This window comes from Mycobacterium sp. ITM-2016-00318 (assembly GCF_002968285.2).
Taxonomy (GTDB): Bacteria; Actinomycetota; Actinomycetes; order Mycobacteriales; family Mycobacteriaceae; genus Mycobacterium.
Genome location: NZ_CP134400.1, coordinates 4,872,020 through 4,894,872 on the forward strand (window position 1 = coordinate 4,872,020; position 22,853 = coordinate 4,894,872).

General features: G+C 68.0%; 24 protein-coding genes and 1 pseudogene. 12 read left to right on the top strand and 13 right to left on the bottom strand.

What is annotated here, in order from left to right; all coding sequences use genetic code 11:
- Nucleotide 1: 1 nt before the first annotated feature.
- Nucleotides 2–1,102: a LacI family DNA-binding transcriptional regulator gene (locus C6A82_RS23960; protein WP_105342572.1), complete on the bottom strand. Its 1,101-nt coding sequence runs from the start codon at nucleotides 1,100–1,102 to the stop codon at nucleotides 2–4.
- Between the two features lie 93 nt (nucleotides 1,103–1,195).
- Between C6A82_RS23960 and C6A82_RS23965 the strand changes: the two genes are divergently transcribed.
- The 3 genes from C6A82_RS23965 to C6A82_RS23975 are packed head-to-tail and all read left to right on the top strand — an operon-like array spanning nucleotide 1,196 to nucleotide 3,786.
- The gene (locus tag C6A82_RS23965) at nucleotides 1,196–2,101 is read left to right on the top strand and encodes a metal ABC transporter solute-binding protein, Zn/Mn family (RefSeq protein WP_396836621.1); all 906 of its coding nucleotides are present in this window, start codon (nucleotides 1,196–1,198) and stop codon (nucleotides 2,099–2,101) included.
- Between the two features lie 7 nt (nucleotides 2,102–2,108).
- The gene (locus C6A82_RS23970) at nucleotides 2,109–2,927 is read left to right on the top strand and encodes a metal ABC transporter ATP-binding protein (RefSeq protein ID WP_233216780.1); all 819 of its coding nucleotides are present in this window, start codon (nucleotides 2,109–2,111) and stop codon (nucleotides 2,925–2,927) included.
- On the top strand, nucleotides 2,920–3,786 hold the full coding sequence (locus tag C6A82_RS23975) for a metal ABC transporter permease (protein WP_311101925.1): 867 nt from the start codon (nucleotides 2,920–2,922) through the stop codon (nucleotides 3,784–3,786). The genes C6A82_RS23970 and C6A82_RS23975 overlap by 8 nt, the downstream gene beginning before the upstream one ends.
- Here C6A82_RS23975 and C6A82_RS23980 read toward each other — a convergent pair.
- Nucleotides 3,783–4,610: a sulfurtransferase gene (locus C6A82_RS23980; RefSeq protein WP_233216732.1), complete on the bottom strand. Its 828-nt coding sequence runs from the start codon at nucleotides 4,608–4,610 to the stop codon at nucleotides 3,783–3,785. The genes C6A82_RS23975 and C6A82_RS23980 overlap by 4 nt on opposite strands.
- A 28-nt stretch (nucleotides 4,611–4,638) precedes the next feature.
- On the opposite strand from C6A82_RS23980, the gene C6A82_RS23985 reads away from it, so the two are divergent.
- Genes C6A82_RS23985 through C6A82_RS24000 form a run of 4 tightly spaced genes read left to right on the top strand, consistent with a single transcriptional unit; the run spans nucleotide 4,639 to nucleotide 9,143 of the window.
- Nucleotides 4,639–5,397 (top strand): LamB/YcsF family protein, encoded by a 759-nt coding sequence (locus tag C6A82_RS23985; RefSeq protein WP_105341888.1) that lies wholly within the window; start codon nucleotides 4,639–4,641, stop codon nucleotides 5,395–5,397.
- Nucleotides 5,397–6,317, top strand: a complete 921-nt coding sequence (locus C6A82_RS23990) for an MBL fold metallo-hydrolase (RefSeq protein WP_105341890.1) — start codon at nucleotides 5,397–5,399, stop codon at nucleotides 6,315–6,317. Before C6A82_RS23985 ends, C6A82_RS23990 begins: the two co-directional genes overlap by 1 nt.
- On the top strand, nucleotides 6,308–7,567 hold the full coding sequence (locus C6A82_RS23995; protein ID WP_105341892.1) for an SLC13 family permease: 1,260 nt from the start codon (nucleotides 6,308–6,310) through the stop codon (nucleotides 7,565–7,567). The genes C6A82_RS23990 and C6A82_RS23995 overlap by 10 nt, the downstream gene beginning before the upstream one ends.
- 31 nt (nucleotides 7,568–7,598) lie before the next feature.
- The gene (locus C6A82_RS24000; RefSeq protein ID WP_311101514.1) at nucleotides 7,599–9,143 is read left to right on the top strand and encodes an adenylate/guanylate cyclase domain-containing protein; all 1,545 of its coding nucleotides are present in this window, start codon (nucleotides 7,599–7,601) and stop codon (nucleotides 9,141–9,143) included.
- A 36-nt stretch (nucleotides 9,144–9,179) separates the two neighbouring features.
- On the opposite strand, the pseudogene C6A82_RS24005 reads toward C6A82_RS24000, so the two are convergent.
- The 6 genes and pseudogenes from C6A82_RS24005 to carD all read right to left on the bottom strand — a co-directional run.
- Nucleotides 9,180–9,498: pseudogene (locus C6A82_RS24005) on the bottom strand (hypothetical protein); the annotation flags it as partial.
- Between the two features lie 55 nt (nucleotides 9,499–9,553).
- Nucleotides 9,554–10,495, bottom strand: coding sequence for a 23S rRNA (guanosine(2251)-2'-O)-methyltransferase RlmB (gene rlmB, locus C6A82_RS24010; RefSeq protein ID WP_311101516.1), 942 nt, complete (start codon nucleotides 10,493–10,495; stop codon nucleotides 9,554–9,556).
- Nucleotides 10,496–10,502: 7 nt separating this feature from the next.
- On the bottom strand, nucleotides 10,503–11,897 hold the full coding sequence (gene cysS, locus C6A82_RS24015; RefSeq protein ID WP_105342740.1) for a cysteine--tRNA ligase: 1,395 nt from the start codon (nucleotides 11,895–11,897) through the stop codon (nucleotides 10,503–10,505).
- Nucleotides 11,898–11,916: 19 nt separating this feature from the next.
- Complete coding sequence (gene ispF / locus C6A82_RS24020; RefSeq protein WP_105342742.1) at nucleotides 11,917–12,393, bottom strand: 2-C-methyl-D-erythritol 2,4-cyclodiphosphate synthase; 477 nt, start codon at nucleotides 12,391–12,393, stop codon at nucleotides 11,917–11,919.
- Nucleotides 12,390–13,055 (bottom strand): 2-C-methyl-D-erythritol 4-phosphate cytidylyltransferase, encoded by a 666-nt coding sequence (gene ispD, locus C6A82_RS24025; protein ID WP_105342744.1) that lies wholly within the window; start codon nucleotides 13,053–13,055, stop codon nucleotides 12,390–12,392. The genes ispF and ispD overlap by 4 nt, the downstream gene beginning before the upstream one ends.
- A gap of 3 nt (nucleotides 13,056–13,058) precedes the next feature.
- Entirely contained in the window at nucleotides 13,059–13,547 is a 489-nt protein-coding gene (gene carD, locus C6A82_RS24030; protein WP_105342745.1) for an RNA polymerase-binding transcription factor CarD, read from the bottom strand.
- Between the two features lie 284 nt (nucleotides 13,548–13,831).
- Between carD and C6A82_RS24035 the strand changes: the two genes are divergently transcribed.
- The 3 genes from C6A82_RS24035 to disA are packed head-to-tail and all read left to right on the top strand — an operon-like array spanning nucleotide 13,832 to nucleotide 16,959.
- Entirely contained in the window at nucleotides 13,832–14,425 is a 594-nt protein-coding gene (locus C6A82_RS24035) for a hypothetical protein (protein ID WP_105342747.1), read from the top strand.
- 33 nt (nucleotides 14,426–14,458) lie between these two features.
- The gene (gene radA / locus C6A82_RS24040) at nucleotides 14,459–15,859 is read left to right on the top strand and encodes a DNA repair protein RadA (protein ID WP_105342749.1); all 1,401 of its coding nucleotides are present in this window, start codon (nucleotides 14,459–14,461) and stop codon (nucleotides 15,857–15,859) included.
- The gene (gene disA / locus C6A82_RS24045; RefSeq protein WP_105342750.1) at nucleotides 15,850–16,959 is read left to right on the top strand and encodes a DNA integrity scanning diadenylate cyclase DisA; all 1,110 of its coding nucleotides are present in this window, start codon (nucleotides 15,850–15,852) and stop codon (nucleotides 16,957–16,959) included. Before radA ends, disA begins: the two co-directional genes overlap by 10 nt.
- On the opposite strand, the gene C6A82_RS24050 is transcribed toward disA, so the two are convergent.
- Entirely contained in the window at nucleotides 16,956–17,732 is a 777-nt protein-coding gene (locus C6A82_RS24050; RefSeq protein ID WP_199193633.1) for a hypothetical protein, read from the bottom strand. The two genes, disA and C6A82_RS24050, sit on opposite strands and share 4 nt — an antisense overlap.
- A 58-nt stretch (nucleotides 17,733–17,790) precedes the next feature.
- The gene (locus C6A82_RS24055; RefSeq protein WP_105342756.1) at nucleotides 17,791–18,411 is read right to left on the bottom strand and encodes a carbonic anhydrase; all 621 of its coding nucleotides are present in this window, start codon (nucleotides 18,409–18,411) and stop codon (nucleotides 17,791–17,793) included.
- Nucleotides 18,412–18,440: 29 nt separating this feature from the next.
- Here C6A82_RS24055 and C6A82_RS24060 point away from each other — a divergent pair, with 29 nt between their 5' ends.
- Nucleotides 18,441–19,331, top strand: coding sequence for an A/G-specific adenine glycosylase (locus tag C6A82_RS24060; protein ID WP_105342752.1), 891 nt, complete (start codon nucleotides 18,441–18,443; stop codon nucleotides 19,329–19,331).
- A gap of 3 nt (nucleotides 19,332–19,334) precedes the next feature.
- Here the strand turns inward: C6A82_RS24060 and C6A82_RS24065 are convergent, their stop codons facing one another.
- A complete protein-coding gene (locus C6A82_RS24065) occupies nucleotides 19,335–20,312 on the bottom strand; it encodes a helix-turn-helix domain-containing protein (RefSeq protein WP_311101517.1) in 978 nt (325 codons plus the stop codon).
- A gap of 71 nt (nucleotides 20,313–20,383) precedes the next feature.
- Here C6A82_RS24065 and C6A82_RS24070 point away from each other — a divergent pair, with 71 nt between their 5' ends.
- Nucleotides 20,384–20,638, top strand: coding sequence for a hypothetical protein (locus C6A82_RS24070; RefSeq protein WP_105341765.1), 255 nt, complete (start codon nucleotides 20,384–20,386; stop codon nucleotides 20,636–20,638).
- Here the strand turns inward: C6A82_RS24070 and C6A82_RS24075 are convergent.
- Together C6A82_RS24075 and C6A82_RS24080 are read right to left on the bottom strand one after the other, a co-directional pair.
- Complete coding sequence (locus C6A82_RS24075; protein ID WP_105341767.1) at nucleotides 20,612–21,382, bottom strand: alpha/beta fold hydrolase; 771 nt, start codon at nucleotides 21,380–21,382, stop codon at nucleotides 20,612–20,614. The two genes, C6A82_RS24070 and C6A82_RS24075, sit on opposite strands and share 27 nt — an antisense overlap.
- A 3-nt stretch (nucleotides 21,383–21,385) precedes the next feature.
- Nucleotides 21,386–22,801, bottom strand: a complete 1,416-nt coding sequence (locus C6A82_RS24080; RefSeq protein ID WP_105341775.1) for an NCS2 family permease — start codon at nucleotides 22,799–22,801, stop codon at nucleotides 21,386–21,388.
- Nucleotides 22,802–22,853: the final 52 nt, after the last annotated feature.

Consider the following 22,853-nt stretch of genomic DNA (forward strand, 5'->3'; position numbering starts at 1 on the left):
CCTAGACCGGCGGGCCCGAGGTACGGCCGCGGATCAGCTCGGTGTCGAGCACGTCGATGACCGGCAGGCCCGACCGCGGCGGGTTGTGGAGCAGTTTGCCTGCCCGCAGCCCCTTCTCGAGACTCGGCTGCTTCACCGTTGTCAGCCCACGGGCCAGTGCGTCGGGCACCCCGTCGAAGCCCGTCACCGTCATCTGACCGGGCACGTAGATCCCGCGCGCCCGCAGATGGTCGGTCGCCGAGAGCGCCAGCACATCCGCGGTGCAGATCAGCGCGGTAAGACGCGGGTTCGTCTCGAGCGCCACGTCGGCCGCGACGCCGCCCGAAGTCGGTTGATGCTCATAGCTTTCCACCACGGTCAGTGATCCGGGATCCAGGCCGGCGTCCATCATGGCGTCGTACACGCCGTGGATCCGCTCCCGCTGTACGTGAAAGTGCGGGGTCTGCAACCGATCCGGGTTCGCGACCACCGGCCTGCCGTCACCCGGTGGGCGCTCCCGGCCCAGCCGCATCGTCAGCAGGCCGATCTCGCGGTGCCCCAGCTCGATCACGTACTTCGCAAGCTCAGCCATGCCGGCCCGATCGTCGATGCAGACGCGCGACATTCCCGGCACATCCTTCGGCTGGTCCACCACCACGACGGGAAGGTGCCGCTGCAACACCACCTGTAGGTACGGGTCGTCGTCGGACGTCGAGTACACCACGAAGCCGTCGACCCCGGCCGCGAGCACCGCGGCCGACCCGTCGCTGACGCTGCGCGTCGGCCCCACGGCGACCAGCAGCAGCCCCTGCCCCACTTCCTCGCACGACTCGGCGAGGCCCGCGACGAAGTCCAGCGCCGCGGGATCTCGAAACGAGTAATTCAGTGGCTCCGTCATGACCAGCCCCACCGCACCGGCCTTGCGGGTGCGCAGCGAGCGGGCCACCGGGTCGGGGCCCGCGTAGCCGAGGCGTTTGGCAGTCGCGAGTACCCGCTCACGAAGATCGGCGGAGAGCTGGTCAGGCCGGTTGTAGGCGTTGGAGATCGTGGTGCGCGAGACCTTGAGCTCGGCTGCCAAGGAGGCCAGGGTCGCCCGCCGCCTCGGCGTCGGGGTTCTGGACATGCTGTGACGGTAGCCGACATCGACATTCGCGCAGCGCAGCCGCGTGGGTTAGAGTTATTGGAAACGGTTTTCATTTGTATTAGGAGGAGTTCGGTGCGCAAGGCGGCGATCAAGCTGGCAGTCGGGCTGACGGCGGCGGCGCTTGCCATCGCCGCCTGCTCCGACTCGCAGTCCGGTCCCGAACACGGTGCGTTTTCCATCGTCGCGACGACGGACGTGTGGGGCAGCGTGGCCAGTGCGGTCGCCGGCCGGCACGCGTCGGTCAAGTCGATCGAGACCGGCGCCAACGCCGACCCGCACTCGTTCGAGGCCACCCCCGGCGATGTCGCGACGATCAGCGACGCGTCGCTTGTGGTCTACAACGGCGGCGGCTACGACCACTGGGTGGACGACGTGCTGGCAGGCGACCCCGAGAAAGAAGCCGTCGACGCGTACTCCCTACGCGGCGCCGAGGAACCGGCCAACGAACACGTCTTCTACGACGTCGGGGTGGCCAAGGCCGTCGCCGAGGAGGTCGCGAAGCGACTCGGCGAGATCGACTCGGCGCACGCCGACGAATACCGTTACAATGCAGCTACATTCGGCAACAAGGCGAATGAGATCGCCGCCTCGGCACGGGCAATCGGCACGGCGCACCCGTCGGGGTCCGTTGTCGCGACCGAACCGGTCGCGTACTACCTGCTGCGCAACGCCGGCATCGCCGACCGCACGCCGCCGGGCTTCGCCAGCGCCGTGGAGGAGGGTGACGACCCGTCGCCCGCCGACGTCGCCGCGATGCTCGACCTGATCGGCACCCGCCAGGTGTCGGTGCTGCTCTTCAACCCGCAGACCGAGACCGCGGCGACCGGGCAGATCCGGGACGCGGCGCGGCGCGCAGGCCTGCCGGTGGTGTCTGTCACCGAAACCCTGCCCGAGGGTGCCGACTACCTGACGTGGCAGCGCGACACCGTCGACGAACTCGCGCGGCAATTCGACAAAGCGCCACAGACGAATCGATAGTGGCACGGTGGCTGCTGCCGATGTCGTCGACCTGTCGGGTGCTCGCCTCGCCTTCGGCGATCGGGTGCTCTGGGACAAGTTGGATCTCGCGGTTCGGGCGGGTGAGTTCATCGCGGTGCTCGGCCCGAACGGCACCGGCAAGACCTCACTGCTGAAGGTGCTGCTCGGCCAGTTGCCGCTGTCCTCGGGCACCGTCACGGTCGCCGGCAGGCCGGTCACCGAAGGCAGCGATCTCATCGGCTACGTGCCACAGCATCGAGCCGTCGATCCCGGTATGACGCTGCGCGGCAGCGATCTCGTCGGACTCGGGCTCGACGGTCACCGCTGGGGCGTGACGAGCCTGCGGCCCGCCGAGCGGTCGCGGCGGCGCACGGCGGTGCAAACCGCGCTGCGCCAGGTCAACGCCGACCGCCTGGCGGCCGTACCCGTCGGCGTGATGTCGGGCGGCGAGCTGCAGCGGGTGCGCATCGCCCAGGCGCTCGCGAGCGACCCCGTGCTGCTGCTGTGCGACGAGCCGCTGCTGAACCTCGACCCGGCCAACGCGCGGCTGGTCTCCGCGCTCATCGACCAACGTAGGCGGGACGCCGACACCTCGGTGCTGTTCGTCACCCATGAGGTGAATCCTGTTCTGCCCTTTGTGGATCGGGTGCTGTACCTGGTCGACGGACGGTTTCGGATCGGCACCGTCGACGACGTGATGACGTCCGACACCCTCTCGGAGCTCTACCGCGCCGACATCCAGGTGGTGAAGGTGCACGGCCGCTACGTCGTGGTCGGTGAGCACATCGACCATTCCGGTCACACGAGCGGGCACACCCATGAATGACCGGCTCGCCGATCTCCTCGCGCACCTGTTCGCCTTCGACGTGACCGCCGACCTGCTCGGCCGCGACTTCGTCCAGCAGGCGTTGATCGCCGCCGCGCTGCTGGCTCTGGTGGCGGGGTTGATCGGGCCGTTCATCGTGATGCGCCAGATGTCGTTCGCGGTGCACGGTTCGAGCGAACTATCTTTGACCGGAGCGGCTTTCGCGCTGCTGACCGGTCTGAACGTCGGTATCGGCGCGTTGGTCGGAAGTGCGCTGGCCGCGATTCTCTTCGGCATTCTCGGCCAGCGCGCCCGGGAGCGTGACTCCGCGATCGGGGTGGTGCTCGCGTTCGGGCTCGGCCTCGCGGTGCTGTTCATTCATCTCTACCCGGGCCGAACCGGCACCAGCTTCGCCTTGCTGACCGGGCAGATCGTCGGCGTCGGCTACACGGGGCTCGCACTGCTCGCGGTGGTTACCGTCGTCGTGACCGTGGTGCTGGCCGTGTGTTACCGACCGCTGCTGTTCTCCACCGTCGATCCGGACGTCGCAGCGGCGAGGGGCGTGCCGGTCCGTGCGATGGGCATCGTGTTCGCCGCCCTGGTGGGTGTGGTCGCCGCGCAGGGCGTGCAGATCGTCGGAGCGCTATTGGTGATGTCGCTTCTGATCACGCCTGCTGCCGCAGCGGCGCGGGTGTTCGTCTCCCCAGTGGCCACGATTGCCGCCTCCGTGGTCTTCGCCGAGATATCCGCTGTCGGCGGCATCGTGGCATCGCTGGCGCCTGGGGTGCCGGTGTCGGTGTTCGTCACGACGATCTCGTTCACGATCTTCGTGCTCTGCTGGCTGGTCGGTAGACGCGCCGCGATCGCCAAGTCGTACTAACCCGTCTCGACGGGACGCGCCCCGTCAGAGGACCATTCGGACCACGACCCGGGATACAGCGCTGCGTCGACACCTAGCGACGCCAGTGCGACGACGACGACCGATGCGGTCACGCCGGAACCGCAGTAGGCACCGACGTCGCCGGAGAACTCGAGCCGCTTGGCGAGTTCGCCCTCGGTCAGAAACGTTCCGTCATCGGCAAGCAGCCCGGTGCTTGGCACGTTGCGAGCCCCCGGAATGTGTCCGGCGACAGGGTCGATCGGTTCGACGTCGCCGCGGAACCGCTCGGGTGCGCGCGCATCCAGCAGCGTTTCGACTGCTATCGCCTGTTCGGCAGAGAGCGTGGGCAGCGCGCCTGCGTACAGGTCCGGGTACGAGACAGTCACGTCGCCCGGATCCGGAGTGACGGAACCTGTTTCGAGCGGCCCCGACCACGCGGCGAGGCCGCCGTCAAGTATGCGGACGTCGGTGATGCCTGCCGCCGACAGCACCCACCACGCGCGGGCCGACCCAGCCCGGTTCCAGTCGTCGTAGACGACCACGGGTACGCCTGCGCGGAGACCCCACCGACGACCGGCCCCTTCGAGCGCTCGGCCCGACGGAAGCGGATGACGCCCGCGGCCAACGACCGACTGGTCGCTGAGCTCGTCCTCGAGGGAGACGTAGGCCGCGCCGGGAATGTGCCCGCGTTCGTAGGCGTCGCGTCCGTCGGGTTCGGACAACTGCCATCGCACGTCGAGGATCGTGAGCTGCTTGCCTGCGGACAGCACCGCGCTCAGTTCCGGTGCGGTGATCAACACCTCGTCGCGCCGTCGTCGATTCACGTCTTCAGCGTGCCACTAGGCTGATGCCATGGTCTCCGTCGACCTCAACGCTGACCTTGGGGAAAGCTTCGGGACATGGCAGCTCGGCGACGATGACGCCATGCTCGGCCTTGTCACCAGCGCCAACGTCGCATGCGGATTCCACGCCGGCGACCCGGCCACCCTGCGCCACAGCTGCGAGGAGGCTGCGCGCAACGGTGTGCGGATCGGCGCGCAGGTCGGCTACCGCGATCTGGCCGGGTTCGGCAGGAGGTTCATCGACATCGCGTCCGGCGACCTGATCGCCGACGTGATCTACCAGATCGGCGCGCTGCAGGCGCTCGCGCACGTCGCCGGTTCGTCGGTCACCTACGTGAAACCCCACGGGGCGCTGTACAACACGATCGTCAACAACCACGACCAGGCCCGCGCCGTCGCCGAAGCCGTACACGCGGTCGACCCGGAGTTACCGGTGTTGGGACTGGCCGGATCGGTGTTCTTCGCCGAAGCGGAGCGGCTCGGCCTGCGCACCGTGCCCGAAGCGTTCGCCGACCGGTCGTACCGACCCGACGGGCAGTTGGTGTCCCGGCGCGAGCGTAACGCCGTCCTGCACGATCCCGCCGAGATCGCCGACCGCGTGTCATCGATGGTGCAGTCGGGGCGGGTCGTCGCGGTCGACGGGTCGACCATTCCGATCACGGTCGAATCCGTTTGCGTACACGGTGATTCGCCGGGAGCGGTTCAGATCGCCACCGCCGTGCGGAACCGTCTCGTCGGCGACGGGGTCGAGCTGGCGGCGTTCGTCTGATGCGCCTCAAGCCGGGCCGACCGGATCTGAACGACTACGAACGGTATTTCGATACGCCGGAGGCCTCAGCCGACGCCCCGTTGACCGTGACCTGGGCGGGCGTCACCACACTGCTCGTCGACGACGGCTCTTCGGCGCTGATGACAGACGGCTTCTTCTCCCGGCCCGGCCTTGCCGCGGTTGGCTTGCGAGAGATCGCCCCGTCGGCCCCGCGGATCGACGGCTGCCTCGAACGGTTGGGGGTCGACCGGCTCGAGGCCGTGCTGCCGGTGCACACCCATTTCGACCACGCGATGGACTCGGCCGTCGTGGCCGAGCGCACGGGGGCGCGGATCGTCGGCGGTGAGTCGGCGGCACAGGTGGGCATCGGCGGCGGCCTTCCAGACGACCGCGTCATCGTCGCGACGCCGGGCCATCCCGTCGCAATCGGGGCCTACGAGGTGACGTTGCTGAAGGCGGAACACTGTCCGCCCGACCGCTTCCCGGGTGCGATCGACACGCCCGTGCGGCCGCCGGTGAGAGCGTCAGCGTACAAGTGCGGTGAAGCCTGGTCGACGCTGGTGCATCACCGGCCGTCGGACCGTCGGCTGTTGATCGTCGGGAGCGCAGGCTTTGTCCGCGGAGCACTCAACGGATACCGCGCCGAGGTGGTCTATCTCGGCATCGGCCAGCTTGGTGTGCAGCCCGAGCGGTATCTGATCGATTACTGGAACGAGACGGTGCGAGCCGTTGACGCACGCCGCATCGTGCTGATCCATTGGGACGACTTCTTCCGGCCGCTCACCAAGCCGCTGCGCGCGCTGCCCTATGCCGCCGACGACCTCGACGTGTCGATGCGGGTGCTGGCCGCGCTCGCCGAGCACGACGGCATTCCGCTGCACCTGCCAACGCTGTGGCAGCGCGCTGACCCGTGGAGCTGACGCTCGCGCTCGTCGCACTGGCCATCGTGCTGGTGTTCGCGATGGTCAAGCCACGCGGATGGCCGGAGGCCATCGCAGCGTTGCCTGCAGCCGGGTTGCTGATCGCGTTCGGCGTCGTGCCGTTGCAGGAGGCGGCGAATGAAGTCGGGCAGCTGCTTCCGGTTGTCCTGTTCCTGGCCGCCGTACTGGTGCTGGCGCAGTTGTGCGACGACGAGGGACTCTTCCGGGCCGCAGGAGCGGCGATGGCCAGGGCGGCCAACGGGCACGGCACACGCCTGCTGGTGCGGGTGTTCGTCATCGGTGCGGTGACGACGGCTGTCCTGAGCCTCGACGCGACCGTCGTGCTGCTGACGCCCGTGGTGCTCGCGACGGCGCGCGCGCTGCGCGTTCCTGCCGCGCCGCACGCCTACGCCACCGCACACCTGGCCAACACCGCGTCGCTGCTTCTGCCGGTGTCCAACCTCACCAATCTGCTGGCGTTCAGCGCCGCCGGTCTGTCGTTCGTCGATTTCACTGCGGTGATGGCGCCTTCCTGGCTGGCAGCTATCGCTATCGAATTCGTTTTGCTGCGTTGGCTTTTCGTGCGAGACCTCGCTGTCGAGCCTGACCCTGAGCCGGCCACCGATCCGGTGCAGGTTCCTGTCTTCGTGCTGGTGGTGCTCGGGCTGACCCTGATCGGGTTCGCCGCCACCTCACTGCTCGGCCTCTCACCGGCGTGGGCCGCGCTCGCAGGCGTCGTCGTGCTCGGCGTGCGTGCATTGGCCCGACGGGAAACGTCGGTGGCCCGCATCGCATCGGCGGCCGACGTGCCGTTCCTGGTGTTCGTGCTGTGCCTCGGCGTGGTCGTCCACGGGTTGATGCTGCACGGCCTCGAGTCTGCGATGCGCGGTGTGCTGCCCGACGGCGACTCGCTCCTCGCGCTGCTCGCAATCGCCGCCGTCGCTGCGGTCCTGTCCAATGTCGTCAACAATCTGCCCGCGACGCTCGTGCTGCTGCCGTTGGTCGCGGCATCCGGACCGGCCGCCGTGCTGGCGATGCTGCTGGGCGTCAACATCGGGCCCAATCTGACCTACGTCGGCTCGCTGGCCAATCTGCTGTGGCGCAGCGTCGTTCGCCGCGACATCCCCGCAGGCTTCCGCGATTTCAGCCGCATCGGTCTGATCACCACACCGGTCACGCTGGTCGCGGCGGTACTTGGGCTATGGGCCGGCATCGAGGTACGCCCAGACGCGATGCACTGGATACGGTAGGGCTAGCGCCCGGCCGCAGTACGCTCATGCTGTGCCGGAAACGTCGTACGCACCCTGCGGCGATATCAGCCTGGCGTATCAGGTGTTCGGCGACGGGCCTGTCGAGCTGGTTTGGGCTGGGTCGTTCACCAGCCACGTCGAGCTGTATTGGACTATGCCCGAATTCGGGTCCCTTATGGAGAAGCTGGGCACGTTCGCTCGCGTCCTCTTGTTCGACAAGGCCGGGGTGGGGCTGTCGGACCCCGTCCCAAGAATTCGCACGCTCGACGAACGAGCGGCCGAGATCGAGGCTGTCATGGATGCCGTGGGCTTCGGGAAGGCCGCCCTTCTTGGTGTCAGCGAGGGCGGCCCGGCTGCCATCCTCTTCGCCGCAACGCGACCGGAACGAACGCGGGCGTTGATCCTCACCGGTACGACGTCGTACTCCTTCGCAGACGGCTGGGATGACCTCGAGCGCGACCCGGCCGAGCTGCGGGCGCGCCTCGTACGCGAGCTGGGTGAGGACTACACGCCGTCGACGGAGTGGCTCGCCCGCTGGCAGGGTTGGTGCCGCGCCGTCTTCTCGTCATGGGGCAGCGGCGAGGCACTCAAGTCAGTCATTTCTGGTGCCCGCTCGACCCGCCTGCTCGGAATGTTGGAGCGCATGTGCGCCAGCCCGGGTATGGCGCGGGCGACGCTCGAAGCGGGATACCGGATCGATGTCAGGCCGATCCTGCCGACGATCACTGTGCCGACACTCGTCCTCCATGCCCGCGACGATCCCGCCATTCCGGTGCAGTCGGGCCGGTACCTCGGCGACCACATTCCCGGCGCGCGCATGGTTGAGCTCGATGGCGCGGACCATGCGCCGTGGTTCACCGAGCCGGACAGGATCGCGACCGAGATTGAGGAGTTACTGACCGGCAGCCATGCCGCGCCATCTCTGTCACGTCGCGCTCTGCGTACCGTGTTGTTCACCGACATGGTCGCCTCGACGCAACACGCGACGGCGACCGGCGACGAGCGGTGGCGCGCGGTGTTGGACCGGTTCGATGAGATCACCGCGGAGCTCACGCAACGATTCGGCGGCACGGTGGTGGAGAGCACGGGTGACGGCCACCTGATCACGTTCGACGGCCCAACGCAGGCGATCCGCTGCGCCGAGGCCTTGCGCGCTGACGTCGAGGCCCTGGGCATCAAGATCCGCATAGGTATCCACACCGGCGAGTGCGAACTGCGCGACAACCACATCGGCGGGATCGCCGTACACATCGCGGCGCGGATCTGCGGCCAGGCCGGCCCCGGGGAAATCCTCGTCTCGCGCACCGTGCGTGACCTGGTCGTCGGGTCGGGCACCGGGTTCGAGGACCGCGGCAGCGTCGAGCTGCGCGGGGTACCCGGCACCTGGCAACTCCTGGCGGTCGATCGCGAAGGCCCGCGGGCGGGATCGGCCGAGGCGGACCTGGTATCAACGCCGACCCCCGGCCCTCGGGCCGTGATGCGCCGCTCGGACCGCGCCATGGCGGCGATGGCCAGGCGCACACCGTGGATTCTTCGCGGGATGACCCGCCTCACCGAGGCCACCGGCCGCAGATGAACAGAGATACGTTGAGCCGCAACGCGGTTTAGAGCCTCACATCGGTGGCGGGACCGACAGCTCGCCGACGGCACCATCACCTGGAATAGCCCGACCGGGCACGCCTTTGAGTTCGCGGGCGCCGCGCTGGTCGAACTCCAGCCCCGACCCGATCATCAGATCACGCAGCGTGCTCGACACCAGGACCTCGTTCGGTCCGGCCAGCGCGCTCACCCGCGCACCGATGTACACGCCGATCCCGCCGATGTCGTCACCGCGCACCTCGCACTCGCCGGTGTGCACCCGCGCGCACCTGGATGCCCAACGCCTGCACCGCATCACGGATCGCCGTCGCAGCGCGGATCACCCGCTGTGGCGGCAAGATGCGGCGGATGCTCCGGGCCGAAGCTCACCAGCTTGACTCAGGTGGTCTAGCCCCGTCGCTGGCGTGCGATCTCGGCGAGCACCACGCCTGCGGCCACCGATGCGTTGAGCGACTCCGTCGGCCCTGCCATCGGGATCGACACCACCGCATCGCAGTTCTCGCGCACCAATCGTGACAGGCCCTTGCCCTCCGAGCCGACGACCAGAACGGTCGGGTCGGTGCCGTCCAGGTCGTCGAGCGTGGTGTCGCTGTCGGCGTCTAGGCCGACCACCTGGAGCCCGGCGTCGTGCCAACTGTTCAGTGTGCGATTGAGATTCGTCGCCCTTGCGACGGGCAGCCTGGCGGCGGCGCCCGCGCTGGTGCGCCATGCGACGGCGGTGACCGACGCCGAACGTCGCTGCGGAATTAGCACCCCGTGGCCGCCGAACCCCGCGACCGAGCGCACGATCGCGCCGAGATTGCGCGGGTCGGAGATGTTGTCCAGCGCGACCAGCAACGCAGGCGCACTGTCAGACAGCGCGGCGGCGAGCAGGTCGTCGGGGTGCATGTACTGATACGGCGGGACCTGTAGCCCGATCCCTTGGTGCAGCCCGTTGCTGCTGATGCGGTCGAGATCGCTGCGCGGCACTTCGAGGATCGAGATGCCTGCATCGGCTGCGCGCCTTACCGATTCGGTCAGGCGTTCGTCGGCGTCCGCACCCAACGCCACGTAGAGCGCCGTGGCGGGCACACCGGCGCGGAGGCATTCCAGTACCGGATTGCGGCCGAGCACCACCTCGGTGTCGTCGGTGCGCCTGGGCTGGCTGCGCTGCTGTTGTGCGGCTTTCTTCGCGCGCTTCGCGGCGGGATGGTTGGGTCGCAAATGGGCCGGCGGGGTCGCCCCCCTGCCCTCGAGGCCGCGCCGACGGACGCCGCCAGACCCGACCTTCGGGCCCTTCTTGGTGCCGGCCTTGCGTATCGCGCCCCGGCGTTGTGAGTTCCCGGCCATCGACTTCTCAGTTCCCGTTCAGCAGCGTCCACTGCGGTCCGTCGGCGGTGTCGGTGACTTCGACGCCTGCCTTCTTGAGCCGATCCCTGATCGCGTCGGCCTCCGCCCAGTCTCGGCGTTCACGGGCATCCTGACGTCGTTGAATCTCGGCGTGTACCAGCACGTCGACGGCCGCCAGCGCGGCGGACGTCTCGTCGCGTGACTCCCAGCGCTCGTTGAGCGGATCGCAGCCGAGGATGTCCATCATGGCGCGGATCGAGCCCGCGCGAGCCATCGCCGTCTCGTGGTCCCCTGCCTCGAGCGCCCGGTTGCCTTCGGCGCGTGCAGCGTGCACCTCCGCAAGCGCGATCGGCACCGAGAGGTCGTCGTCGAGCGCGGCCGCGAACGCCGGTGTCCACTCGCCGGATTCGACGGCGCCGACGCGGTTGCGGACGCGATGCAGGAAGTCTTCGATGCCGGTGTAGGCCTTCGCCGCGTCCTGCAGCGCGGTCTCGGAGAACTCCAGCATCGACCGGTAATGCGCGCTGCCCAGGTAGTAGCGCAACTCGGCGGGCCGGACCCGTTGCAGCACAGCGGGAATGGCGAGTACGTTGCCCAGCGACTTGCTCATCTTCTCGCCGCCCATGGTGACCCAGCCGTTGTGCAACCACAAGCGTGCGAACCGGTCACCGGCCGCCTCGGCCTGCGCGATCTCGTTTTCGTGATGCGGGAAGATCAGATCCATTCCGCCCGCGTGGATGTCGAACTCTGGGCCAAGGTATGCCTCGCACATCGCGACGCATTCGGTGTGCCAGCCGGGTCTGCCGCGGCCCCACGGAGTCGGCCAGGACGGCTCGCCCGGCTTCTCGCCCTTCCACAGGGTGAAGTCGCGTTGGTCGCGCTTGCCGGTGGCGGTGCCCTCACCCTGGTGCACATCGTCGATCTTGTGGCCGGACAACTTGCCGTACCCGGCCAGGCTCAGCACGTCGAAATACACGTCGCCGCCTGCGGCGTAGGCGTGCTCGCCGTCGATCAACCGCTCGATCAGCTCGATGATCTGCGTGATGTGGCCCGTCGCGCGCGGCTCAGCCGACGGCGGCAGTACCCCCAGCGCGTCGTAGGCGGCCGCAAACGCCCGCTCGAAGGTGGCGGCCCACTCCCACCACGGCCTGCCCGCGTCGGCGGCCTTGTTGAGGATCTTGTCGTCGATGTCGGTGACGTTGCGGATGAACGCGACGTCGTAGCCCTTGGCCGTCAGCCAGCGGCGCAGCACGTCGAACGCCACCCCGCTGCGGACGTGGCCGATGTGCGGCAGCCCCTGGACAGTGGCGCCACAGAGGTAGATGGACGCGTGGCCGTCGCGCACCGGCACGAATTCACGGACAGCGCCCGCCATCGTGTCGTACAGCCGCAGATCGGTCACGACGGGCCAGCTTACCGGCCTATTCGGCGTCGACCACCAAAGCGGTGGCGATGGCGGCCAATCCCTCACCGCGTCCCGTCAGCCCAAGGCCGTCCGTCGTCGTCGCCGAGACCGACACCGGAGCGTCCACGAGATCCGAGAGCACCTGCTGCGCCTCGACCCGTCGCGGCCCCACCTTCGGCCTGTTTCCGATCACCTGGACGGCGGCGTTACCCACGCGGTAGCCCTCGGCGCGCACCAGTGCGTGCACATGGCGCAGCATGTCTGCGCCGCTGACGCCGGCCCAGCGCGGATCGTCGGTGCCGAACACGCCGCCGATGTCGCCGAGTCCTGCCGCGCTGAGCAGGGCGTCGCACAGCGCGTGGGCCGCCACGTCGCCGTCGGAGTGCCCCGCGCAGCCGTCGGCGCCCTCGAAGAGCAAGCCGAGCAGCCAGCACGGCCTTCCCGCTTCGATCGGGTGCACATCGGTGCCGACACCGACCCTCGGCGTGCTCACGTGGTCGTCCGAAGGAGCGCCTCGGCGAGCAGAAGGTCGTTCGGCGTGGTGATCTTGAACGCCAGGGGGTCGCCGGCGACCACCTGAACCGGCGCGCCGGTGGCCTCGACGGCCGCGGCATCGTCGGTGAAGCCGCCTGCGGCCGCCCGCTCGTAGGCCCGCCGCAGCAGCTCGGTTTGAAAGCCCTGTGGGGTCTGCACGGCGCGCAGGCCGGATCGCTCAGGCGTGCCGAGCACGACGCCATTGGCGTCGACCGCCTTGATGGTGTCGCTGACCGGCAGCGCAGGCACAACAGCCGGATGACCCGACTTCAGGGCAGCCACGACTCGCGCGATCAGCGCGGGCGGGGTGAGGGCCCTGGCGGCGTCGTGGACGAGGACGAACTCCGCATCTCCGACGGCGGCCAGAGCCAGCCTGACGGACTCCGTGCGATCCGCTCCGCCCGCGACGATGACGGCATCACCGCCGAAGACCAGTTTGGCCTGATCGGTACGTTTGGGCGGCACGGCGACGACGACGCTGTCGACGACGCCGGAGTTACGCAGGCCCTCGAGGGCATGCTCCAACATCGGGCGACCGCCCAGATTGACGAATGCCTTCGGCGCGCCGGCAGCTAACCGCTCCCCCAACCCGGCGGCGGGGACGACGGCAACCGTGCTCATGCGTCAGGACGCGGCGGCCAGAACCTCGTCGAGAATGATCTCGGCCTTGGCGTCGTCGGTGTTCTCGGCGAGTGCGAGTTCGCCGACCAGGATCTGCCGGGCCTTGGCCAGCATGCGCTTCTCGCCTGCCGACAGGCCACGCTCCTGATCGCGACGCCACAGGTCGCGAACGACCTCGGCAACCTTGTTCACGTCGCCGGAAGCCAGCTTCTCGAGGTTGGCCTTGTAGCGACGTGACCAGTTCGTCGGCTCTTCGGTGTGGGGGGCGCGGAGCACCTGGAAGACCTTGTCGAGGCCCTCCTGCCCGACCACGTCGCGCACACCGACATACTCAGCGTTCTGGGCGGGGACTCGGACCGTGAGATCTCCCTGGGCGACCTTCAAGACGAGATATTCCTTTTGCTCGCCTTTGATGGTCCGGGTTTCGATCGCCTCGATCAATGCGGCACCGTGGTGTGGATAGACAACGGTGTCTCCGACCTGAAAATTCATCTGTTTCGAGCCCCTTTCGATACTCCATGCTAACACGGCGCTCGGACAGGTGCCGCACAACGGTGCAGGTCAGGGGCACCGCAGGTGAAGACTAGGGGTTGACAGGGCGACGAAACCGTGCAAGGCGGCGACGCCTCAGCGACCACCGCGCGGCCCCTCTCACGTGCCTGTGGATGGTTTCTCGCAAACCCGAGCCGATGACCTGCAACACCTCAGCTACCGCCGTCAACCGCCACCTACTACTGTGCATAGTCGAACAGGTCGGCCGAGCAGGAGGCATCTGGGTGAACCGCTTCAAATCGCGCAGTTCTGCCGTCACCGTGGCGCTGGCCGCGTGCGGGCTTGCCGCCGCTGCCACCCTGTCTGGCTGCAGCGCGGGGCAGGTCTCCCAGACCGCGGCCCAGGACGCCGCGGTCAACGGCACCGCAGCAACGGTCGGCGACGTGACGCTCCGCAACGTCCACCTCCGAGCGCCGCAGAAAGGCGACTACGTCCAACCGGGCGGCGAGGTCGAGTTGCTGTTCGTCGCGTCCAACGATTCACCGGACACCGCCGACAAGTTGACCTCGATCACCTCTGACTTCGGCACCGTGGCGCTGACCGGCGACACGACGCTTCCCGCGATGGACGTCCTGGTGGTCGGCGAGCCCGACGGCCAGATCGCCGCTCTCGAGCAGGCCGAGAGATCCGACGCGGCCAAGGCCATGGTGAACATCAGCAAGCCGATCACCAACGGCTTGACTTATGACTTCACGTTCAATTTCGAGAAGGCAGGCCAGACGACGGTGCCGGTGCCGATCTCCGCGGGTGAGTCGCCGCGCCGCGACGAGAAGGGCGAAGGCTCTCACGGAGGCGGCGACACGGGCGGTCACCAGTAGGGATCTGTCGGTGACGGGAGATACCGTCACACCGTGGCAAAGGCGCGTTCGCAGTACCGCTGTTCGGAGTGCCACCACGTCACCGCGAAATGGGTCGGGCGCTGCTCGGACTGCGGCACATGGGGCACCGTCGACGAGGTAGCCGTGTTGGCCGCCGTCAACGGCTCCCCGGTCCGTCGCGCGGTCGCGCCTTCGACGCCCGCGGTGCCGATCAGCTCCATCGATCCCGGCGTCACCAGACATCACCACACCGGCGTCAGTGAGCTCGACCGGGTGCTCGGCGGTGGCATCGTGCCCGGCTCGGTGACGCTGCTCGCCGGCGATCCCGGCGTCGGCAAGTCGACGCTGCTGCTCGAGGTCGCTCATCGCTGGGCGGAGGCCGGGCGCCGTGCGCTCTATCTGTCGGGCGAGGAGTCAGCAGGCCAGATCCGGATGCGGGCCGAACGCATGGACTGCGCGCATGACGAGGTCTTTCTCGCCGCGGAATCCGATCTGCAGACGGCGCTCGGCCACATCGACGAGGTGAAGCCGACGCTGGTGATCGTCGACTCGGTGCAGACCATGTCGACGACGGAGGCCGAAGGGGTGACAGGCGGTGTCACTCAGGTGCGTGCGGTGACGACGGCGTTGACAATGACCGCGAAGGCCACCGGGGTGGCAATCATCCTGGTGGGCCATGTGACCAAGGACGGCGCGATCGCAGGTCCGCGGTCGCTGGAACACCTCGTCGACGTCGTGCTGCATTTCGAGGGCGACAAGACATCGACGCTTCGCATGGTCCGCGGCGTCAAGAACCGGTTCGGCGCCGCAGACGAAGTCGGCTGTTTCATGTTGCACGACAACGGAATCGAATGTGTCTCCGATGCCTCGGGACTCTTCCTCGATCAGCGGCCGGCACCGGTGTCCGGAACGGCTGTCACCGTTTCACTCGACGGCAAACGCCCCCTGATCGGAGAGGTGCAGGCGCTTCTGGCGCAGCCGACGACGGCATCGCCGCGGCGCGCCGTCAGCGGAATCGACTCGGCACGGGCGGCGATGATCACCGCCGTGCTGGAGAAGCGGGCCCACCTGCGGGTCGCGCAGTGCGACATCTACCTGTCCACGGTCGGCGGGATGCGGCTCACCGATCCGTCGTCGGACCTTGCCGTTGCGCTGGCGATCGCCTCGGCCTACGCCGATCTGCCGCTGCCGACGACGGCCATCGCGATCGGCGAGGTCGGCCTTGCCGGCGACCTGCGCAGGGTCAGCGGCATGGAGCGGCGCCTCACGGAGGCCGCCAGGCTCGGGTTCACCTGTGCGGTGATTCCGCCCGGCGTGAAATCGGTGCCGATAGGCTTACGGGCGATTGCGGCCGACAACATCACCGCTGCCATGAGGGTGCTGAAGGACATCGCGGTGAAAGGCGGTCGCTCCGAGGAGGGGCTATGGCCGTGAAGACCAGGCGCCGAAACGTGGTGCAACTGGCCCGCCCGACCCTGCGGGAGACAATTGGACGGCTCGCTCCCGGCACCGCTTTGCGCGACGGACTCGAACGCATCCTGCGCGGGCGCACCGGTGCGCTGATCGTCTTAGGATACGACGACAGCGTCGAGTCGATCTGCGACGGTGGCTTCTCGCTTGACGTCGCATATGCGCCCACCCGGCTGCGTGAGCTCTCGAAGATGGACGGCGCCGTCGTGCTTTCCAGCGACGGCACCCGCATATTGCGCGCCAACGTCCAGCTGGTCCCCGACCCGTCGATTCCCACCGACGAGTCGGGAACCCGACACCGGTCCGCCGAGCGCGCAGCGGTTCAGACCGGCTATCCCGTTGTCTCCGTTAGTCATTCGATGAGTATCGTGACCGTTTACGTGGCCGGCGAGCGGCACGTGGTGCCCGATTCGGCGACCATCTTGTCGCGCGCCAATCAGACGATCGACACATTGGAGCGGTACAAGTCACGCCTCGACGAGGTGAGCCGTCAGCTGTCGACCGCCGAGATCGAAGACTTCGTCACGCTGCGCGACGTGATGACCGTCGTGCAGCGGCTGGAGATGGTCCGCCGAATCAGCCTTGAAATCGACGCTGACGTGGTCGAACTCGGCACCGACGGGCGCCAGCTGAAGCTCCAACTCGAGGAATTGGTCGGCGACAACGACACCGCGCGTGAGCTGATCGTGCGCGACTACCACGCCAACCCCGACCCACCGGCTCCGTCGCAGGTGACCGCGACGCTCGAGGAGCTCGACGGACTTTCCGACACCGAGCTGCTCGACTTCACCACGCTGGCAAGGGTTTTCGGCTATCCGTCGACGGCAGAGGCGCAGGATTCGGCAATGAGCTCACGTGGCTATCGCGCGATGGCGGGCATTCCGCGTCTGCAATTTGCGCACGTCGACCTGCTGGTGCGATCCTTCGGATCCCTGCAGGGGCTGCTCGCCGCGAGCGCCAACGATCTGCAGAACGTCGAGGGCATCGGGTCCATGTGGGCGCGCCACATCCGCGAGGGCTTGTCGCAGCTCGCCGAGTCGACGATCGCCGACCGGCTGGCTTAGCCCGCCGGAGCGGGCGCCTGCCCGGCTGCCGGAGCGCCGTCTGCCGGTGCAGGGGCCTCCGCTTCGGGTGCGGGTTGGGCAAGGACGAACGGCACGGTCGCCGATCGCAGGTTGCCCAGCTGGACGATCAGGTTGTAGGTGCCCGGGCCGATCGGCTGACGCGGAAGCGGACATCCCGGACCCGAACCCATACCGGTCCAGGTCACCTCGGTGGTCACCTGCTCGCCGGGGTTGAAGGTCTTGACCAGCGTCTCGTTCGACGGCGCGCAGTCCAGATTGGACCAGAGCCGGGTGTTGTCCAGGCCGTAGACGTATGCCGCGAGCACGGCAGCGCCGACGTCTCGCTTGCAGGCCACCAGGCCGATGTTCGTGACCACCATCGTGAATTTCGGCTGATCGCCGACGACGTACTCCGGCTGACTGGTGATGCCCTTGACCGCCAGGGCGGAGTCCGGGCAGTCGTCGCCCTCCTGCAGGACGGGCGGCGGAGTTACGGCGGCCGTCGGGGTCGGCGTGGGGGCGGGCGCAGCCGCGGGAGGCGGCACGACAGGCGACTTGACCTGGGGGTTCTCCCCGGGAAGCGGGGTCGGCGCCGCGGCGGGCGATGGTCCCGACTTGTCCGCGTTCTTCGCCTCACCGCCCGTGTTCATCACGACTATGACCACCACTGCGGCGATCACCCCGACGACGAGCACGGCGATGCCTATCGCAAGGGCTCTGCGGCGCCAGTAGATCTGGGTGGGAAGCGGGCCATGCGGCTCTAGATCCAACACAGATTCACGGTAAGGCCGGGTCATCCACAATCGTCCGAGGTGGACCGGCGTGTCGGGCCTAGCCTTCGCCGATGTCGCCCAGGTGTTCGCGCAACACAGCCCGCCCGTCTGCCAGGTGATAGGTGACACCCGCGATCGCCACCGTGCCCGCGTCGAGGCGTTCGGCGATGGCCGTCGACCGTGCCCGCAGCTGTGTCACCGTCTCGGCGACATGTCTCGCCTCGAATTCATCGACCCTGCTCAGACCGTCACGGCGGCCCAACAGGATTGACGGCGTAACCCGTTCCACCACGTCGCGGACATAGCCACCAGGGACGGCGCCGTCATCGATGGCCGTCAGCGTGGCCTTCACCGCACCGCAGCTGTCGTGACCCAGCACGACGATCAGCGGAACGTTCAAGACAGTGACGGCGTACTCGATCGAACCGAGCACAGCCGAGTCGATGACGTGACCCGCGGTTCGGACCACGAACATGTCGCCGAGCCCCTGGTCGAAGATGATCTCGGCAGCCACGCGGCTGTCCGCGCACCCGAAGAGCACCGCGGTGGGCTTCTGTCCTCCTGCCAGTGACGCCCGGTGCTCGATGCTCTGGCTGGGGTGCTCGGGCTTTCCGGCGACGAATCGCTCGTTACCCTCCTTGAGTGCCTTCCATGCAGTCACAGGGTTCGTGTTGGGCATGGCCGCCATTGTGCAGGAGGGCGGTTTAGATGATCGCCGCGACCGAGCTACTGCGGTGGTACGAGCGCGAGCAACGCGATCTGCCGTGGCGCAGGCCCGGCGTCACACCGTGGCAGATCCTGGTCAGCGAGTTCATGCTGCAGCAGACGCCGGTGGCCCGGGTCGAGCCGATCTGGCGGGATTGGGTGGTGCGGTGGCCGACCCCGTCGGCGACCGCGGCCGCGAGCGCAGCCGACGTGCTTCGCGCGTGGGGCAAGCTCGGCTACCCGAGACGTGCGAAGCGGTTGCACGAGTGCGCGATCGCCATCGCGGAAGAACACGGCGACGAGGTGCCTTCGGACGTGGAGACCCTGTTGTCGCTCCCGGGAATCGGCACGTACACCGCGCGTGCGATCGCGTGTTTCGCCTATCGCCAGCGGGTGCCCGTCGTCGATACCAACGTGCGCCGCGTGGTGGCCCGGGCGGTCCACGGGCGGGCCGATGCGGCGGCGGCGTCGGCGCCACGCGACCTCGTCGATGTCGATGGGCTGTTGCCGAAAGGCGACGAGGCACCTCTGTTTTCGGTGGCCCTCATGGAGCTCGGCGCGACTGTGTGTACCGCACGCTCGCCGCGCTGCGGGATCTGCCCGCTGAGTGTGTGCGCGTGGCGGGCGGCCGGCTTCCCGGCGCCCACCGGACCGGCCAGGCGGGTCCAGAAGTACGCGGGCACCGACCGGCAGGTGCGTGGACGCTTGTTGGATGTGTTGCGTGACAACAACTCTCCCGTTGGCCGCGCCGAGCTCGACGTCGCCTGGTTGGCCGACACGGCGCAGCGCGACCGCGCCCTGGATTCACTGCTTGTCGACGGGCTGGTCGAGCAGACGGCGGATGGCCGTTTCGCCCTTGCAGGCGAGGGTGAGTCGCCGGCGGCGAGTTCTTGATCGTCAGGCGGTCTGCGCGCACTCCGCGTCCGAGGCGCAGGCGAAGCTACGTCGGTAGTCCGACGGCGTCACGCCGATGATTCGCCGGAAGTGGTGGCGCAGCAGAGTCGCGGTGCCGAAGCCGGACCGGTCGGCGATCTGGTCGATGTCCATATCGCTCTCCTCGAGCAGTCGCCTGGCGTAGAGCACGCGCTGGTCGGTGACCCACTGCATCGGCGTGGTGCCGGTCTCTTCGACGAATCGCCGCGCGAACGTTCGGGCCGACATGTTCGCGCGCCGCGCCAGCGTCGCGACGGTGTGCGGCTTGTCGAGGTTGCCGAGAATCCATTCCAGATGTGGCGCAAAGCGTTCCGAACATCGGACCGGTATCGGCTGGTCGATGTACTGGCGTTGGCCGCCGTCGCGCTGGGGCGGCACCACCATCCGGCGCGCGATCTTGTTGGTGATCTCGCTGCCGAGTTCGCGGCGCACGAGGTGCAGGCAGGCGTCGATACCGGCGGCGGTGCCCGCACTGGTGATCAGGTTTCCGTCGTCGACGAAGAGCACGTTGCGGTCCACTCGCGCCGTGGGGAAACGGCGGGCAAGGTCGTCGGCGTGCATCCAGTGGGTGGTGCACGGCCGACCGTCGAGCAGTCCAGCCTCGCCCGCGACGAAGGCACCGGAGCACACCGTGAGGATGATCGCGCCCGCATCGGATGCGGCCTTGACCGCCTCAAGCGCCTCAGGCAGATACTCCGACCCGCCGATCGCAGGGATGGCGACGAGGTCGGCACCGACGAGCGCGTCGAACCCGTGGTCGGGGGTCAGCGACGCGCCGACAGAGGTCCTGATCGGCTTGCCGGGCTCCGGCCCGCACACTTTGAAGTCGAAATTCGGCACACCTTCGGCGGAGCGGTCGATCCCGAAGACCTCGCAGATCACGCCGAACTCGAAAACCGCAACGCGATCCAGCACCAACGCTGCTACCTTCTCAATTGCCATGGCAGTATCTTAACGCACACTGGCACTGCTGCCACTGTTGGCCGGATATTGCCCGGAGAAGCATTACTGCCATGACTATTGCACTGATCTTCGTGATCCTGATCGCCCCGTTTGCGGTGGCTATCGCGCTGAGCTGGGCCGCACACCGCTCCGACTCGCTTCGCATCCGGTTCCACCAGTTCCGGTGGTCCGCCCCGATGGTGGGCAGACTGTTCGAGGACGACCGCGACGGGTTCCGCGTCGCACACGACGTCGACGCCATCCGCACGCGTTTCGAGAAGCAGCCGTTCTGGCCCGCCTCAGGTGCGACCGGCGAGCGTCGCTAGAAACGACTCCACCGCGTCGCGATAGGCCTGCGGCGCGTCGTCGTGGACGAGATGACCGGCACCGGACACATGCAAATACGTTGTCCGGTGGCCGGTCTTGTTCATCGCCCGCATCTGTCCCGGCGGCGTCACGGAGTTGCCCGCCTCGATGAGAAGAGTCGGCACGCGGACGTTGCGCCACTGCTCCCAGTAGTCGCGGATGCCCCACTGCGCGGCGATGTCGATCCAGATCCCGGTGTGCCCGTGCAACCGCCACCCGGTTTCGGTGCGGTCGAAAGCCTCGAGGAAGTACTGCCCCGCCACCGGCCCGAATTCGTCGTAGATTTCCTCGGCGGAGGCGAATTCGACGGGCAACGCGTGCAACCACGGCTCCCACGGCCCGGTGGTGCGGCCCCTGAAATCCGGTGCCATGTCCTCGATGACGAGTGCGTCGACGAGGTCGGACCTTTCCGCCGCGAGACACCAGGAGTGCAGGCCGCCCATCGAGTGGCCGATCAGGATCGCGGGCCTGCCGAGCGCCGCCACCGCGCTGCCGAGGTCGTCGACGAATCGCTCGGTGCTGATCGGATAGGGATCTGCCACCCCCCTGCCGCGGTGCCACGGTGCGTCGTAGGTGTACACGTGCCCGTACCGGGTCAGCCATGGCAGTTGGCGCGACCACGTGGAGCCGCGGCCCATGAGGCCGTGCACGAGCACGATCGGCCTGCCGTCACCGCCCCGGTGCGTGAGTACTTCGCCGCTCATCCGTCAGATACCGATCAGCGATTCGATCCAGTCGCGGCCGAAGTAGATCAGGAACCCCGCCGCGGTGATCCAGAGCAGCGGGCTGATCTCGCGGAACTTTCCTGCAGCTGAGCGCACGACGACCCATGCGATGAAACCGATTCCGATGCCGTTGGCGATCGAGAAGGACAGCGGCATGACTGCGACGGTCAGCACGACCGGCACGGCCATGGAGAACTCCGACAGGTCGACGTCGCGCAGATGCGAGAACATCATCACACCGACGACGACCAGGGCCGCAGCGGCGACCTCCGTCGGCACGATGGACGCAAGCGGCGTCACGAACATCGCGGCGAAGAACAACAACCCCGTGACGATGTTCGCCAAGCCGGTGCGGGCACCTTCCTGGATGCCCGCCGCCGATTCCAGAAAGACGGTGTTCGACGACGACGACGTCGCGCCGCCGACGACCGCGCCCGCGCCCTCGACGACCAGCGCCGAGCGCAACCGCGGAAACGTCCCACGTTCGTCGGCGACGTCGACTTCCCGGGACAACCCGGTCAAGGTCCCCATCGCGTCGAAGAAGTTCGCGAACACCAGCGTGAAGACGAGCATGACCGCCGCGAGCACTCCGATGCGGCCGAAGCTGTCCAGGCTGAACGCGCCGACCAGGGACAGATCCGGCACGGCGAAGGGCGAGCCGGACAGGGACGGCACCGACAGACTCCATCCGCCGGGCCGCTCGATAGCAGGCCCGAGGTGCCAGATGGCCTCGATCGCGACCGCGACGACTGTGCCTGCCACCAGCCCGATGAAGATCGCGCCGCGCACCTGCCTGACGACGAGAACGCAGGTGACCAGCAGCGTGAACACGAAGACCAGCGTCGGCACCGTGCTGATCGAGCCGGTGCCGCCTGCTCCGAGGCCGACGGGCGGGGAGGGGACTCCGGTCGAGCCGATGAAGCCGGCGTCGACGAGACCGATGAACAGGATGAAAGCGCCGATGCCCGCAGTGATCGCGAGCTTGAGCTGCATGGGCACGGCGTCGAAGATCAACGTGCGCAGGCCGGTCGCCGCGAGTATCAGGATGATGACGCCGTTGATGACCACCAGACCCATCGCCTCGGGCCAGGTCAGCGACCCGACAACGGTGGTGGCGAGGAACGAGTTGATTCCCAGCCCGGCGGCGAACGCGAACGGGAGGCGGGCGATGAGGCCGAACAGGATCGTCATGACGCCTGCCGCCAATGATGTCGCAGCGGACACCTGAGCGAATTCGAGGCTGTTGCCGTCCACGTCCTGTGCGTCCGACAGGATGATCGGATTCAGCACGACGATGTAGGCCATCGCGATGAACGTGACGATGCCGCCGCGAATCTCCGAAGTCAGCGTGGACGCCCGCGTCGACAGCTCGAAGAAGTCGTCGAGACGCTGTTTCATTTGCAGAACCATAGGTGGCACGGACGGTCTTCGCGCAGGCGGTAGCCTTGGC